Origin of the sequence: Halobacterium salinarum DSM 3754 (genome assembly GCF_008124605.1) — an archaeon.
GTDB lineage: Archaea > Halobacteriota > Halobacteria > Halobacteriales > Halobacteriaceae > Halobacterium > Halobacterium salinarum.
Window position 1 is genome coordinate 288,208 of sequence record NZ_VRYN01000002.1, and the last position, 13,338, is coordinate 301,545.

The 13,338-nt window shown below is 69.9% G+C and carries 16 protein-coding genes; 8 read left to right on the top strand and 8 right to left on the bottom strand.

The annotated features are described in order from the left end of the window. Nucleotides 1-4: 4 nt before the first annotated feature. Nucleotides 5-640, bottom strand: a complete 636-nt coding sequence (locus APQ99_RS06600; protein ID WP_010902282.1) for a hypothetical protein — start codon at nt 638-640, stop codon at nt 5-7. Nucleotides 641-699: 59 nt separating this feature from the next. On the opposite strand from APQ99_RS06600, the gene APQ99_RS06605 reads away from it, so the two are divergent. After that, on the top strand, nt 700-1,830 hold the full coding sequence (locus tag APQ99_RS06605; RefSeq protein ID WP_010902281.1) for an MBL fold metallo-hydrolase: 1,131 nt from the start codon (nt 700-702) through the stop codon (nt 1,828-1,830). Nucleotides 1,831-1,832: 2 nt separating this feature from the next. Here APQ99_RS06605 and APQ99_RS06610 read toward each other — a convergent pair whose 3' ends face one another. Further along, entirely contained in the window at nt 1,833-2,162 is a 330-nt protein-coding gene (locus tag APQ99_RS06610; RefSeq protein WP_010902280.1) for a 2Fe-2S iron-sulfur cluster-binding protein, read from the bottom strand. Between the two features lie 105 nt (nt 2,163-2,267). Here APQ99_RS06610 and APQ99_RS06615 point away from each other — a divergent pair, with 105 nt between their 5' ends. Next, nucleotides 2,268-3,638, top strand: coding sequence for a geranylgeranyl reductase family protein (locus tag APQ99_RS06615; protein ID WP_010902279.1), 1,371 nt, complete (start codon nt 2,268-2,270; stop codon nt 3,636-3,638). Nucleotides 3,639-3,648: 10 nt separating this feature from the next. Here APQ99_RS06615 and APQ99_RS06620 read toward each other — a convergent pair whose 3' ends face one another. Then, nucleotides 3,649-4,929 (bottom strand): M20 family metallo-hydrolase, encoded by a 1,281-nt coding sequence (locus tag APQ99_RS06620; RefSeq protein WP_010902278.1) that lies wholly within the window; start codon nt 4,927-4,929, stop codon nt 3,649-3,651. Nucleotides 4,930-5,025: 96 nt separating this feature from the next. Here APQ99_RS06620 and APQ99_RS06625 point away from each other — a divergent pair, with 96 nt between their 5' ends. After that, the gene (locus APQ99_RS06625) at nt 5,026-6,591 is read left to right on the top strand and encodes a Na+/H+ antiporter NhaC family protein (RefSeq protein ID WP_136361092.1); all 1,566 of its coding nucleotides are present in this window, start codon (nt 5,026-5,028) and stop codon (nt 6,589-6,591) included. Beyond that, nucleotides 6,588-6,854, top strand: coding sequence for a DUF7513 family protein (locus tag APQ99_RS06630; protein ID WP_010902276.1), 267 nt, complete (start codon nt 6,588-6,590; stop codon nt 6,852-6,854). Before APQ99_RS06625 ends, APQ99_RS06630 begins: the two co-directional genes overlap by 4 nt. 94 nt (nt 6,855-6,948) lie before the next feature. Here the strand turns inward: APQ99_RS06630 and APQ99_RS06635 are convergent, their stop codons facing one another. Next, complete coding sequence (locus APQ99_RS06635; protein WP_010902275.1) at nt 6,949-7,284, bottom strand: uS10/mL48 family ribosomal protein; 336 nt, start codon at nt 7,282-7,284, stop codon at nt 6,949-6,951. Between the two features lie 123 nt (nt 7,285-7,407). Here APQ99_RS06635 and APQ99_RS06640 point away from each other — a divergent pair, with 123 nt between their 5' ends. Together APQ99_RS06640 and APQ99_RS06645 are read left to right on the top strand one after the other, a co-directional pair. Further along, complete coding sequence (locus tag APQ99_RS06640; RefSeq protein WP_010902274.1) at nt 7,408-7,836, top strand: bis(5'-nucleosyl)-tetraphosphatase; 429 nt, start codon at nt 7,408-7,410, stop codon at nt 7,834-7,836. Nucleotides 7,837-7,938: 102 nt separating this feature from the next. Continuing rightward, nucleotides 7,939-8,964: a DUF5787 family protein gene (locus APQ99_RS06645; protein WP_012289155.1), complete on the top strand. Its 1,026-nt coding sequence runs from the start codon at nt 7,939-7,941 to the stop codon at nt 8,962-8,964. Between the two features lie 6 nt (nt 8,965-8,970). On the opposite strand, the gene APQ99_RS06650 is transcribed toward APQ99_RS06645, so the two are convergent. Then, nucleotides 8,971-9,456: a DUF5797 family protein gene (locus APQ99_RS06650; RefSeq protein ID WP_010902272.1), complete on the bottom strand. Its 486-nt coding sequence runs from the start codon at nt 9,454-9,456 to the stop codon at nt 8,971-8,973. A gap of 83 nt (nt 9,457-9,539) precedes the next feature. Between APQ99_RS06650 and APQ99_RS06655 the strand changes: the two genes are divergently transcribed. After that, nucleotides 9,540-10,310, top strand: coding sequence for an enoyl-CoA hydratase/isomerase family protein (locus APQ99_RS06655; RefSeq protein WP_136361091.1), 771 nt, complete (start codon nt 9,540-9,542; stop codon nt 10,308-10,310). Here APQ99_RS06655 and APQ99_RS06660 read toward each other — a convergent pair whose 3' ends face one another. Beyond that, on the bottom strand, nt 10,311-11,573 hold the full coding sequence (locus tag APQ99_RS06660) for an MFS transporter (protein WP_010902270.1): 1,263 nt from the start codon (nt 11,571-11,573) through the stop codon (nt 10,311-10,313). A gap of 111 nt (nt 11,574-11,684) precedes the next feature. Here APQ99_RS06660 and APQ99_RS06665 point away from each other — a divergent pair, with 111 nt between their 5' ends. After that, entirely contained in the window at nt 11,685-11,999 is a 315-nt protein-coding gene (locus tag APQ99_RS06665) for a transcription factor S (RefSeq protein ID WP_010902269.1), read from the top strand. 129 nt (nt 12,000-12,128) lie between these two features. On the opposite strand, the gene APQ99_RS06670 is transcribed toward APQ99_RS06665, so the two are convergent. Together APQ99_RS06670 and APQ99_RS06675 are read right to left on the bottom strand one after the other, a co-directional pair. Next, nucleotides 12,129-12,848 (bottom strand): methyltransferase domain-containing protein, encoded by a 720-nt coding sequence (locus tag APQ99_RS06670; RefSeq protein WP_173362408.1) that lies wholly within the window; start codon nt 12,846-12,848, stop codon nt 12,129-12,131. Further along, nucleotides 12,845-13,237 carry a nascent polypeptide-associated complex protein gene (locus APQ99_RS06675; protein WP_010902267.1) on the bottom strand — a complete coding sequence of 131 codons (393 nt, stop codon included), beginning with the start codon at nt 13,235-13,237 and terminating at the stop codon, nt 12,845-12,847. The genes APQ99_RS06670 and APQ99_RS06675 overlap by 4 nt, the downstream gene beginning before the upstream one ends. Nucleotides 13,238-13,338: the final 101 nt, after the last annotated feature.

Here is a 13,338-nt window from a genome sequence, read left to right on the forward strand (position 1 = left end):
GCGATCAGCAGACCGACTTGGCGTCGACGCCCATCCCGTTGAGGGCGGCGACGTACTCCTGGTAGGCGGCGTCGACGGCGTCGGCGGCGGCATCGGCGGCGCGCGCCCAGTCGTCGTCGCCGTCGCAACACGACGCCAGCGCGGCGGCGGCGTCGGCGGTGTCGGCGCTGGTGTCGCGTCTGAGGTCGCGGAACAGGTCCGCGCGGTCGTGGGCGGCGTCGTTGACGAAAAAGCCCACGAACTGCGCGAGCGTGCGGTCGGCGACCAGCCCGCGGCCGACCACCGCGCCGAGGCGGGTGGTGTCGTCGGGCCGCTCGCGGAGGTAGTCGTGGATCGCGCCCGGGTCGGCCGCCGTGTCGGCGTCGTCGGCGTCGAGCGCCGCCGTGACCCGGTCGTAGTGGTCCCGTTCGGTGGCGGCAAACGAGTCGCAGGCGGCGGCTGCGGCGTCGGTGTCGGCGGCGGCGGCGAGCGCGTCGAAGGTGTCGGCGGCGGCGGCCTCGCTGGCGGCGGCGCGCGCGAGCACCGTCGGCGTGGTGAGGTCCGCGCCCGTGATCGCAACCAGGCGCTTGGATGACCCCAGGCGGTCGAGGGCGGTGCGTGTGCGGTCCGCGACTGCGTCCGGGAAACGCTCGGCGTTCATGGGGTGGGTTGGTCGCCGGTGAACGTGAGCTTTTGCCCCCAGGCGATGTAGGGGCGCGTATGCCTGCACCCACGGTGTCGGTTCGTGATCTCTACAACTGGCTCCAGGCGGACCGCGAGGTAGACGTGCTCGACGTTCGTGACGGCGCGGAGTTCGACGCGTGGTGCGTCGACGGCCCCGGCGTGACGGCGCGACACACCCCCTACATGGAGGTCGTCGCCGCCGGTGTCAGCGGCGACGCAGCGAGCGTGGTTCCGGACGGTCTCAGGGAGCCGGTGGTCGTTGTCTGTGCGGTCGGTGAGGCCAGCGCGGAGGTCGCCGAATCCCTCCGCGCGGAGGGCGTCGACGCCGTGAACCTGGAGGGCGGAATGGACGCCTGGGGGGCGTTCGTCACCAGCCACGACCTCGGCAACGGCGTGGTGCAGTTCGAACGCCCGTCGAGTGGCTGCCTGTCGTACCTGCTCGTGGACGGCGACGCGGCGGCGGTCGTGGATCCGCTGGCGGCGGCCGTCGACGCCTACGTCGAGGCGGCGGCCGCCCGCGACGCGACGATCACACACGCCATCGACTCGCACGTGCACGCCGACCACGTGTCGGGCGTGAGGGGGCTGGCCGACGCGACGGCCGCCGCGCGCGTGCTCCCGGCCGGCGCGACCGAGCGCGGCCTGGCGGTGGACGCCGACGTGCTCGCGACCGACGGGGACGAGATCGCGGTCGGCGACCGCACGCTCGGGGTCACGCACGCCCCCGGACACACGTCCGAACACCTCGTGTTCTCGTGGGGCGACGACCTCCTGACGGGGGACTGCCTGTTCTTGGACGGTGTCGGCCGCCCCGACCTGGAGGACGCCGACGCGGCCCGCGAGCTCGCGGGCCGCCAGTACGACACGCTCGGGGCGCTGACCGCGACCGCGGACGAGCGGCGGGTGATGCCCGGCCACGTCACCCCATCGACGACCCACGACGGACGCGACGGCGGGGTGGTGGGGTCGCTGGCGGCCGTTGCGGCGGAGCTGTCGATGCTGGATCTGGATCGAGCGGCGTTCGTCGATCACGTGACCACCGGGCTGCCGCCGCGGCCCGCGAACGACGAGGCGATCGTGGCAGTGAACCTCGGCGAGACGGCGATCGACGAGGACACCCTGGCGTTGGAGCGGGGGCCGAACAACTGCGCGGTGTCGGGTGACTGAGCTCAGTCGTCGTCGGCGGCGGCCTGGTCGGCGACCGCAGCCTCCTCCTCGATGCTGGGCGGGTACTTCCCGCGGTCGAGTACGAGATCCGTCTGTGGGCGCGCCATACACGTCAGGGCGTACTCGTCGGCTTCCGCGTCGGTGAGGCCGCGGGCGGCCGGCTGGGTGACATCGCCCGATTCGATTTTCGCGGAGCACGCCAGACACATGCCGACCCGACAGGAGTACTCCTGGGCGATGCCCTCCCGCAGACACGCCTTCAGGATCGTTTCGGTGTCCGACACCTCGATGGTTTCGCCGGCGCCGGCGAACTCCACGGTGTACTCGGTCATACGGCCCACGCTTGCAGGAGTGTGGACAAAACGCTTTCCACCCTGCGAGCGCGGGCCGTCGGTGTCGTCATAAAGAGTTTTGCTCGCGGACGGCAACTCGCGAGTATGCCTGCTCACGAGTACGACGTCGTCGTTGTTGGCGCTGGAACCGCTGGCTGCTATGCCGCGGCGACGGTCGCCGACGCGGGCTACGACGTCGTCGTTGTCGAGCGAAAATCGGCGTCGGAAGCCGGGCACATCGCGTGTGGGGACGCCCTCAAGGGCGCGGACAACTTCCCCGATGTGATCCCGAAATCCCAACTCGAACCCGCGTTCACGAACACCGGCGTCGACCACGGCCGGTTCGAGATCCCCCGCGAGGACACCGTCCTCAACATCCCCGTCCCGGGGGAGCTTGCGGTCATCGACCGCCGGGAGTACGGCCGGTGCGTGATCGACGGTGCCGAGCGCACCGGCGTCACGTTCAGCTACGACACCGTCGTGGAGTCGGTCATCCAGGACGACGACGGCCGGGTCACGGGCGTCACCGGCATCCGTGACGGGCGCGGCCACGAGTTCACCGGCGACATCGTGATCGACGCCGCGGGGTCGCTGTCGATCCTCCAGGACAAAGTCGACGTGTCGGGGGCGACCTTCGACACGAACGTCTCGTACTCGCAGTTCTGTTCGGCATACCGGGAGATCGTGGAGGTGCCCGAGCCCGTCGAGTGGGACGACGCGCTCGTGTTCAAGCCGACGGATCGCGCCGCCGGCTACCTCTGGTATTTCCCGCGCACGGACACGGAGATCAACGCCGGGCTGGGGTTCCAGATGACCGAGGAGCCGATGACGCTGGTCGACGACCTGAAGGCCGACCTCCAGCAGCGCCCCGAGTTCGAGGGGGCCGAAGTCACCGACAAGCTCGGGGCGGCGCTGCCGACGCGGCGGCCCTACGACTCCGCGACGGCACCCGGGTTCATGGCGGTTGGGGACGCCGCGGGTCACGTCAACCCGACGACCGGCGGCGGCATCGCGGGCGCGGCGTACGCCGGCACCTACGCCGGCGAGCGCGCGATCCGCGCCGCCGAAACCGGCGACGTGTCCGAATCGATGCTGTGGGAGTACAACGAGCACGTCATGGACCACTTCGGCGCGCGGTACGCCGCCCTGGACGTCTACAACATCATGTCGACGGCCATCGACGTCGACGACCTGATGGGGCTGTTGGCGGCGCTGCCCGGCCAGAAGCTGGCCGAAGCGCTCTACGACGGCAGCACCCAGTTCGGGCTCAAGCTCAAGCTGGTGACGGCGCTGAAGTCCTTCGGGTACTGGTCGGAGATCATGGATTTCTACCGCGCGAAACAGCAGGCCGACCGGCTGCTCGATCACTACCGGGCGTATCCGAGTTCCCCCGACGGGCTCGCCGACTGGCAGGCCCGCCGCGACGACATCATGCAGTCAGTGTACGACGTGACGGGCGCGGACGCGAAATACTGACCGAGGGGCGTCAGGGCCGCGTCTCCGCGACCCGCGTGATCGCGGTGGTGAGCGCGCCGACGCCGATCCGAAGCGACTGCTCGTCGACGTCGAACGTCGGCGTGTGGTGGCCGCCGGGGTGGTCGGTGCCGACACAGACGTAGCACGCCATGCCGCCCGTGTTCTGGACGCGACGCATGAGATAGGTGGCGTCCTCGCTGCCGCCGAGGGCGTCGCTGTCGAGGACGGAATCAACGCCGGCCCGGTCGGCAGCGACCGCCCCGAAGCAGGCTGCGAGCTCGCGGTCGCTTTCCGCGCTCGGGGCTTGTCCCTCGGTCGCCGTTTCGACGGTGCAGTCGTGCATCTCCGCCGCCGACCGGACGACGCGGTCGGCGTGTGATTTCATGTACTCCATCAGCGCCGTCGTTTCCCCCCGCACCTCCCCCTCCAGGAAGGCGCTGTCGGGGACGATGTTGGGTGCCGTGCCGCCACCGGCGCGGCCCGCGTTCACGCGGGTTGCGCCGCCGTCGTGGCGCGGGATCGCGTGGAGGTTCTGGATCGCCGTCGCCATCGCCTGGATGGCGTTGCGGCCGTCCTCGGGGTGGGAGCCGGCGTGCGCGCCGGTCCCCGTGAAGTCGGCGCGCAGGTGGCTGACCGCGAGGAAGCCGTCGACGCCGGCAACCACCTCCCCGGTGGGGTGATCCAGGCCCAGGTGCACGGCGTACAGGTAGTCGACGTCGTCGAGGTGGCCGCTCTCGGCGATTGGTTTGCCGCCGCCGGCGCGCTCCTCGGCGGGCTGGAAGACGACCTTCAGCGTGCCCTGGAAGTCGCTGTCGGCGACCGCCGCGAGCACGCCGACGCCGATGGTGGCGTGGCCGTCGTGGCCGCAGGCGTGCATGCAGCCGTCGTGCTCGGATCGAAACCCCGCGGCCGCGGGGTGGTGGTCGTCAGCCTCGCTTTCCGTGATGTGGAGCGCGTCGATGTCCACGCGCAGCCCCACCGTCGGGCCTTCGCCGCGGTCGAGGACCGCGATCGCGCCCGTGTGGCCGCCCGCCATCGAGTCGAGCAGCGCCTCGTCGACGCCCGCGTCCCGGGCGGTTGCCCGCCAGTCGGCGAGCGTGTCGTCGTCCGGCACCGCCATGCGCGCGTCGGACGCCACGGCCTGCGGGCCGACGTGGAGTGTGTCGACGCCGATGTCCTCGCAGGCGTCGACGACGCGAGCGGTCGTCTGGAACTCACACCACGCCGGCTCGGGGATCCCGTGGAGGTCGCGTCGGAGTCGAGTCAGCACCGCAGGATCAGTGTAGTCCATACGGTATGTGGCGTCCGGTGACAGTTTAAATGTGGGAGTCGCTCAGAGGCCCAGTAACATATTTCCCGCTGCCAGGGAATTAGCAACCGTAGCAGAATGAGTACTGACCAGACGGACGGGTTCGATGGGGGAGTGTCTGCGGGGGACGACTCCGAGCCCGAAATCGACTTCTACGGCGGCAAACTGGCGAGCGCGTTCCCGCTCGTCTTCTTTGTTGTATGGGCGATCGTACAGAGCGGCGTGCTCCGAGTCAGCGACACCACAGGACTCGTGGCGGGAATGCTGGTGGCGCTCATCTTCGGCATGTTCCTCGTGAAGGGATCGTGGGCCGGATACGCGAACACGATCTTCGCGGGGATGACCCAGCGGGTCGCGGCCACCGCGATCGTCGCGTGGCTGTGGGCTGGCATGTTCGCCGAAACCATCCAGACGGGGCAGTTCGTCTCCGGGCTGGTGTGGGCCGCGGAGGCGGCCGGCATCGGCGGCGCGGTGTTCCCGGCAGCGACGTTCATCCTTGCGGGGCTGCTGGCGACCGGCATCGGCTCCGGCTACGGGACCACCGTCGCGTTCACCGCGCTGTTCTTCCCGGCGGGGGTCGCACTCGGCGCGAACCCCGCGTTGCTGTTCGGGGCGATCCTCTCCGGCGTGGTCTTCGGGGACAACCTCGCGCCGGTCAGCGACACCACCATCGTGTCGGCGGTCACGCAGGACGCCGACATCGGCGGTGTGGTAGCGTCCAGATTCAAGTACGCGGGCGTCGCGGCCGTGCTGTCGTTTGCCGCGTACCTGGGTGCCGGCGCGGTGATGGACGGCATCTCGGTTGCGGGCGACGCGAGCGCCATCCTGGGGTCGAACGTCGGGCCCACTGGCCTCCTGCACCTGCTGTCGATGGCCACGGTCATCGGCACCGCCATCGCCGGCCGCCACATCGTCGAAGCGATCTCCTGGGGGATCGTCGTGGCGTTCGTGTTGAACGTCGTGTTCGGGCTGGCGGACGTCTCGGAGATGCTGGTGTTCCGCGCCAGCGATAGCCTCTGGATCGCACGCGAGCTCTCCGTGCTGCCGTTCGTCGAAGCCATCAACACCAGCCCCGAGGGCGTCACCAGCAGCGTCGGTGGCAGCCTGTACGCTGGTGCGCAGGGGTTTTTCCCCCTGATCGTGCTCGTGTTGCTGATCGTGGCCGGCGCACAGATCATGATCCGCGGGGGCGGCTTCCGCGCGATCCAGGACTTCCTACTTGAGTCGGTGGCCACGACGGTGCGACGCGCCGAACTCACGATGGTGCTTGGCACCGCGTTCGTGAACTCCATGATTACGATCAACACCGCCGCCGAGATCGCGATCGCGCCGTACATCGCGCGCCTCGGCGAACGATTCAATATCAACAGCTACCGGCGTGCGAACATCCTGGACGCGAACACGAGCGCGCTCGGGTACATCTTCCCGTGGTCGGGTGGCGTGCTCGTCGGCTACGCAGCGCTGGCGGACCTGCCCACCAAGTACGACTGGTTCACCCGGGGAATGGTGGTCGACCCCACGGAAGTCGTGCCGTTCGTCTTCCACGGGTGGCTGCTCGTGGGGGTGTTCGTGTTCTCGGCGCTGACTGGCTTCGGCCTGGAGTACATCAGTGACCGCGAGAGCGAGGAGGTGGCGCGCGCATGAGCATCCTCGAGAAGTACCTGGCGGGGTTGACGTTCCGGTCGAACACGCCGCGCTTCGATGCCGGCGACGAACTGGAGCTGTTCGTCACGGGGCGCGCGGACGGCGCGCACGTCGTGCGCGTCGGTGATTCGACACTGCGGTTGGACGGCGCGCCCGCGGACGCGCTCGACACGAAGGTACGACTACGGGTCACGGGCTTCGACACCGACGACCACGTCGGCGAGGCCGACTACCTCGAAACGGTCGGCGAGAGCGCGTTCTAAGCGGCGCGCTTCTTTTTTCGGGCGGCCCGGAGACCGAACGCCGGCCAGCGCTGCCGCTGGTCGGGTGGAACAACGGGAACCGAGGCGGGCAGCCTCAGACGGAGGACCCGAGTGGCTCGATGCGCTCGACTTCGGCTTCGACGTGGACGCTGGCCGGGAAGTCCCGCTCCATGATGTCGCGGGCGAGGTCGTCGTGGCCGTGCAGTTCGACGCGGCGTCGGTAGACCGTGTACTGCCAGTCGTTGGTTTTCTCCGCGGAGTCGCCGCCGAGACGGGCGTACAGCGGCACGCGGATCTCGGCCGGAGCGTCGGAGTGTGGGCCCTTGAGTCGAGCGCCTTTTCGTCGACACGTTTCCTTGATGTCGGAGACGACGGCGTCGAGCGCCGTTCGGTCCCCGCTTTCCAGAGAGAGTTTTGTAACGAAGGTCATCGCTGGGGGTGCTACCCCTGAGTGAGGTGACCCACCGTGTTAAACCGTGTGTTTGATCGTGGCGGCGTGCGAGCCACCCCCACTCCGACATTGACTTAACGGCCGCTGCACTACCGGACCGTAATGACGGTCGAAGCGACCAGCGCCGGCGCGATCCTGTTCCGCGACACGCGGGACCGGCGCGAGTACCTCCTCCTGAAGAGCCGTCCCGGGGACTGGGAGTTCCCGAAAGGCGGCGTGGAGGGGGACGAGGAGCTCCAGCAGACGGCGATTCGAGAGGTACAGGAGGAAGCCGGGATCGAGGATTTCCGCCTCGTTGACGGCTTCCGCGACGAGTACGACTACGTGTTCGAGGCCAACGGTGACCGGATCCACAAGACGGTGCATCTGTTCATCGCGAAGTCCTTCGAGGCCAGCGCGGAGCTGTCCAACGAACACTCGGACCTGCAGTGGCGCGACTACGACCAGGCGGTCAACACCATCACCCAAGATGGCCCCCGGGAGATCCTCGAAGACGCCCACGTGTTCATCGACGAGGACGCCGACATCTGACCGCCGCCCGGCGGTCGGCCGACGCACAGTCCTGACAGCGACCAGCCGCGGGGCCGCCGGCGCGCCGAAAGACAGACGCCGGTCCGCGACCGCAGTCCAGCCGTGACAGTCGGCCACGAGTTCGGCTTCGAGCTGCGAGTGTGCGCGTGGGCGGAGGCGTGTTGGCGGCCCGAGCGCGACGGCGCGCCACGGATCGTCGCGCGCCAGCTCGGGACGAAGCGGCGGCGCTGGGACACGATCGTCGTGGAGGTCGACCCCGAGGGACTCCGCCAGCGCGCGCAGTTCGGCGCGCAGCGCCTCGACGCCGACCTCCTGCACGTCGTCCGGCACGCGCCGACGGACTGGGCGTTCTACCGGGACGCGCTCCCCACGCCGGAGTATCCGTGGCGGTACGTGCGGGAGGCCGTCCACCGGGCGAGCGACCGCGGCATCCTGGAGACCCGGCGGGACGGCAACAAAATCGAGATCCGGCGGGCGATGGCGTACCCGGAGTGGGTGCGCCGGATCGTCGCCATCGAGAACAAGCCGGACCTCGACGCGTCGGCGGCCGACGCGCTGACTACACAGCTCCGGCGGGACGTGGCGCTGGGGCTCGCCGACGAGGTGTGGGTGGCGACGGCCGACGACGCGGCGGGCGGCGTCCAGCGCGCGCTGCTGGCGGACCTCCCGGTGGAGGCCGGGATCCTGGTGTTCGACGACGACTGGACGGTGACGGTGGAGTGGCTGCCCCACGGGCTGGCCACGGCGGCATCGGGCACGCGGCTCACCAGCCGGCCGGCCGACGGTGCCGACCGGCCGGCCACCGGCTTCGAGTACGTCGACGCCGACTGGAAGGCACACACGCGCCTGGCGATCGCGGAGCGCGCCTTCGAGCGCGGCTGGCGGTCGTACGTCGACACGATGCGGCCGGACTGCCGGCAGTTCCGGCTTGTCGACGGCGCGCACGGCTACGTGCCGGCGTGCGCGGCGAAAGCCCGCGAGCAGTCGGCGGCCGAATGCGGGGGATCGTGTGCCGACTACGAGCCGGAGCCGCCGGGGTGGCGCCAGCACGGCTGGCCGATCGAGGGCGGGCCTGGGGCGACGGTGCAGGCGGTGCTCGCCGACCGGCGGCAGCGCCGCCGCGAGTGACCGGCGTCAGTCGTCGGCGACGGTGACCTCCTGGCGGGGGACGGCCAGCCGGAAGGTCGGCACGGTTCGGTTCTCCACCTCGATGATGCCTTTGCGCTTGAGCGTCTGGAGCGCGCGCCGCACGCCCCCGGCGTCGAGGCCGTCGGCGTCCGCGCCGTGTTCGTCCTGGACGGCGTGGAGCACCGAGACGACGCTCTGGGAGCGGTCCTCGGGGCCGGCGATGACGTCGAACACGAGGCGTTCGGTGTCGGACATGTGGACGGCGGGCGCCTCGTCGGCGTCGTCGTCGCCCACGAGCGTCGACGCTTCGGCGGTCGCGCGGATCATCGAGTCCTCGTCGCGGTAGTAGTACTCCCGCAGGTGGGATTCGAGGTATTGGTGGACGGCGCTGCCGGAGTCCAACCCCCAGCGGTCCTGGAGGTCGCTGTTCTTCGTTGGCTGGAGCGCCACGAGGTCCGCCAGGCGCTCGTGGGCCTCCGCGGAGAGTGTCATGTGGCGTCGTTCGGGCAGCCGGTATATTGGATTTGCGAACCGGACCCCGGAGCCTTTTGCCCGGGGGCCGCGTGCCCACTGTCATGAGCGACACCGTTGCGCTTGCGGTCGACGACGGCGTGGCAACGATCACGATCAGCCGCCCGGACAGCCTGAACGCGTTGAACGTGGCGACGCTGCACGCGCTGCGTGACACCCTCGACACCGCCGAGTCGGAGGGCGCGCGCGCCGTCGTGCTCACCAGCGCCGGCGACGACGCGTTCATCGCGGGCGCGGACATCTCACACATGGTGGAGATGGACACCGCGGAGGCGCAGGCGTACGCCGAACTCGGGCACAGCGTCGCCGACGCCATCGAGTCGTTCCCGGCACCGGTCGTCGCCGCGATCGACGGGTACGCGTTCGGCGGCGGCATGGAGCTGGCGTTGGCCTGCGATCTGCGGGTTGCGAGCGAGGACGCGATCCTCGGGCAGACCGAGATCGACATCGGCATCATCCCCGGCTGGGGGGGCACCCAGCGCCTGCCCCGGATCGTCGGCGACGAGACCGCGCGCCGCATGATCTACTTCGGTGACCGGCTGAGCGCCGCGGACGCCAGCGAGCACGGCCTCGTCGGCGAGGTCGTGCCGGCGGCGGAGATCGACGACCACGTGGCGTCGCTGGCGCGCGATCTCGCCGCCCAACCCGCGGCGGCGATGCGCGCCGCCAAGGACGCCATCAACACCAGCCACGAAACGACGCTGTCGGCGGGCCTGGAGTTCGAGGCGCGGACCTGGGCGGGCCTGTTCGGGAGCCACGACCAACAGGAGGGCATGCAGGCGTTCCTCGAAGACCGCGATCCCGACTTCGAGTAGTCAGTCACCCGTCGACGCCGAGACCGCCGTGGCGTCCGGGACGGTTTCGTACACCTGCGTGTAGACGACGGCTAGCGCGAGCGCCGCCAGCACGCCCCCGATGAGGAACGGTGTCGCGAGGCCGTACGCGGCGAGGAACCCCGACGCCAGCGGCCCGATCGCGGTGCCGAGTCCGAACCCCATCGTGAGCACCGCCAGCGTGCTCCCGGATTCGCCGGCGCCCGCGAGGTCGCCCGCGACCGCAAGCGACGGCGCGAACACCGCCGCGACGGCGATCCCCTGCACGAAGCGCGCGAGGATCATGGTGGCGGGGGTCGGCGCGTAGCCCTGCGCGATCGTGGCGGGGATCAGGATGATGAACCCCGCGATGATGAACGGCCGGCGGCCGTAGGTGTCGCTGGCGGTGCCGATGGGCACCTGGAACATGACGTTGGCGAGCGTGACCGCGCCGAACTCCGCGCCGAACAGGATCGACGACTGGTCGAGTTTGCCGTTGATCTTGGCTTCGAGGGTTGCGAACATCGCGATGCAGATCCCCATGGCGACGGTGGCGATGCCGAGCGCGAACACGGGGTCGAGGACGGCGTCGTCGCCACGCACCGCGATCGAGAGGTCGTCGCCGGCGTCCGCGCCGTCGGTGTCGGGTTCGTCGACGGTGAGCTCGACGAGCACGAAGCTCGTGAGCGCGCCGGCGGCGGCGACGCCGAACGCGGCGTTGAAGCTGAACACTTCGAGCACCACGCCGGCGATGATGGGGCCGAACCCGAACCCGATCAGGCGGAAGGTGTTGAACACGCCGAAGTTGCTGCCGCGGGTCTCGGTGGTCCCGAGTTCGCTGACCAGCGCGACCGTGGCGGGCACCGTGAGCGCCGCGCCGATGCCCTGGAGCGCGCGCAACACCAACAGGAGCCGGTAGTCGGAGACGAACGCGTACGCGCCGGACGCGAGCGCGAGCAACACCAGGCCGCCGAGGATGAACGGCTTTCGAACGCCCGTGCGGTCCGAGAGCCGGCCGGTGAACGGTTGCAGGAAGCTGTTCAGGAAGCCGAACGTCGACAGCACGATCCCGATGAGGAGCGCCGGCGTGACCGTCAGCACGGAGACCCCGGCGACCGACAGCGGCCCGGTCAGCGAGTCGACGGCGACGTATCCTTCGCCGATGTACGCCGGCAGTAAGACGATGAGAAACGAGTTCCCGAGCGCGTCGGCCATGCGTGCGAGTGCGAGCGTGAGCACGCGCCGATCCGTATCCAACAATCCCATTGTGCGTGTACTCGGGTTCCCGGCGTTTGATGCTTCGGGACCGGGCAGGCAGTGTGTCTGGTCGGCGCTGAAACACGACGCTTAACTGACCCGCGGTGCTAGCCGGGGAGCATGGAGTTCTGCGACGACTGCGGCTCGATGATGAAAGCCGACGACGAGCTGTGGGTATGCAGCAGCTGCGGGCACAAGCAACCCAAGGACCCGTCGGCGAGTTTCGTCGTCACCGAAGGCCAGGAGGAGACCGAGGTCGTCGACGTCAGCGACGCCCAGGACCGCGGCCTGCCGACGACGAGCGTCGTCTGCCCGGACTGTGACAACGACGAAGCCCACTGGTATATGCAGCAGATCCGGTCGGCCGACGAGTCCGAGACGCGGTTTTTCATCTGCACGGAGTGCGAGCACCGCTGGCGCGAAGACGACAACTAGGCGGCCGTTGTGTGGCTGGTTTGTCGGTGCCGAGACACGCGCCCAGCAGCGCCACCGGCCGACCCCACCGCCACCAGGCCGGCTTGACCCCGCGGGATTGGTGGCGTGGGTCAGCGCCCGGAACGACCGCTACGGGTTCCGGGCGAACAACAGGTAGCCGGTGTGACCGACGCCCGCGGTCGACGGGCGGCTTCCGCGGTCGTCGAAGTCCATGCGGCGCTGGATCGTCTCCATGGCGTCGATGTCCACGAGGCCGGCGTCGCGGGCGGCCTGGGTCGTGGCGCGCGCGTTCTCCACGAACGGCGAGTAGACGGCGACCTGGCCGCCGGACACCAGGAGGTCGTCGGCGTGCGCGACAACGTCGGGGGCGTCCTGGGTGTCCAGCGTGAGCACGTCGAACGTGCCGAGCGCGTCGAGGTCCGCGGTGACATCGCCGGCGCGCACCGAGACGGCGTCCGAAACGCCGGCAAGCGACATGTTCTCGCGGGCGACGGCCGCGAAGTCGGCGTCCTGCTCGTAGGTCGTGACGTCCGCCCCGGCGCGCCCGAGGTACGCCGCCAGCACGCCCGTTCCCGTGCCGGCGTCGAGCACGCGATCCGCGCCCGAGACGCCCGTGTGGCCCATGACGAGGCCGATGTCCTTGGGCATCATCGGCGCGCCCGTGCGCTCGAAGTGGTTGAACAGGTCGGGGCCGCGAAGCTCCCGGACCGTGAACGGTTCGCCGAGATGCGTCTCGACGGTCTCCCCGGGGGTGGGGTCGTCGGGGGCCTCGATGACGCCGAGGTCCGTGTGCAGCTCCTCGCCGGGGGCAACGAGGAACTCGCGGTCCCCCCGCACCAGCAACATCACTCGTCTACGTGGTCGATGGCGGCCGCTAGATCGCCGTCGGCGGCTTCGAGCGCTTCGCGGGCTTCGTCTTCGGGGACGCTCGCCCGCTGCACGACGATGTCGACGTCGCCCTGCGGGATGGCGTCATCGTCGTCGGTGTCGTCGCTGTCGTCGGCGGGGGCGGCCTCGATGGCGTCGGCGGCGTCGCGCTCGACCGGGTCACCGAGCACCTGGTAGGTTTCCTGCCCGCGGGCGTCCATCTTCGTCACGTCGGGGTCCGAGAACACGACCTCGGTGCCGTCGTCGAGCGAGATGACGACCTCGGTGGCGTCGAGCTCGTCGACGTCGATGCCCATTTGTTCCATCATCTGCTGCATCTTCCGGGGGTTCATGCCGCCGCCTCCAAACATGGGTAGACGCTCGCGGCGCGGGATCAAAAACCCCACGCAGTTGTCGCGGCCAGCGGGGCTGCGTGTCGGATCGGCTGGGCCGTGTGGCTTTGGTGGTGTAG

Coding starts and splice junctions, on each gene's coding strand:
- APQ99_RS06665 (WP_010902269.1), top strand. CDS start 11,685: ATGGAGTTCTGCGACGACTGCGGCTCGATGATGAAAGCCGACGACGAG.
- APQ99_RS06635 (WP_010902275.1), bottom strand. CDS start 7,284: ATGACCTTCGTTACAAAACTCTCTCTGGAAAGCGGGGACCGAACGGCG.
- APQ99_RS06640 (WP_010902274.1), top strand. CDS start 7,408: ATGACGGTCGAAGCGACCAGCGCCGGCGCGATCCTGTTCCGCGACACG.
- APQ99_RS06605 (WP_010902281.1), top strand. CDS start 700: ATGCCTGCACCCACGGTGTCGGTTCGTGATCTCTACAACTGGCTCCAG.
- APQ99_RS06610 (WP_010902280.1), bottom strand. CDS start 2,162: ATGACCGAGTACACCGTGGAGTTCGCCGGCGCCGGCGAAACCATCGAG.
- APQ99_RS06655 (WP_136361091.1), top strand. CDS start 9,540: ATGAGCGACACCGTTGCGCTTGCGGTCGACGACGGCGTGGCAACGATC.
- APQ99_RS06625 (WP_136361092.1), top strand. CDS start 5,026: ATGAGTACTGACCAGACGGACGGGTTCGATGGGGGAGTGTCTGCGGGG.
- APQ99_RS06630 (WP_010902276.1), top strand. CDS start 6,588: ATGAGCATCCTCGAGAAGTACCTGGCGGGGTTGACGTTCCGGTCGAAC.
- APQ99_RS06675 (WP_010902267.1), bottom strand. CDS start 13,237: ATGTTTGGAGGCGGCGGCATGAACCCCCGGAAGATGCAGCAGATGATG.
- APQ99_RS06620 (WP_010902278.1), bottom strand. CDS start 4,929: ATGGACTACACTGATCCTGCGGTGCTGACTCGACTCCGACGCGACCTC.
- APQ99_RS06600 (WP_010902282.1), bottom strand. CDS start 640: ATGAACGCCGAGCGTTTCCCGGACGCAGTCGCGGACCGCACACGCACC.
- APQ99_RS06660 (WP_010902270.1), bottom strand. CDS start 11,573: ATGGGATTGTTGGATACGGATCGGCGCGTGCTCACGCTCGCACTCGCA.
- APQ99_RS06615 (WP_010902279.1), top strand. CDS start 2,268: ATGCCTGCTCACGAGTACGACGTCGTCGTTGTTGGCGCTGGAACCGCT.
- APQ99_RS06650 (WP_010902272.1), bottom strand. CDS start 9,456: ATGACACTCTCCGCGGAGGCCCACGAGCGCCTGGCGGACCTCGTGGCG.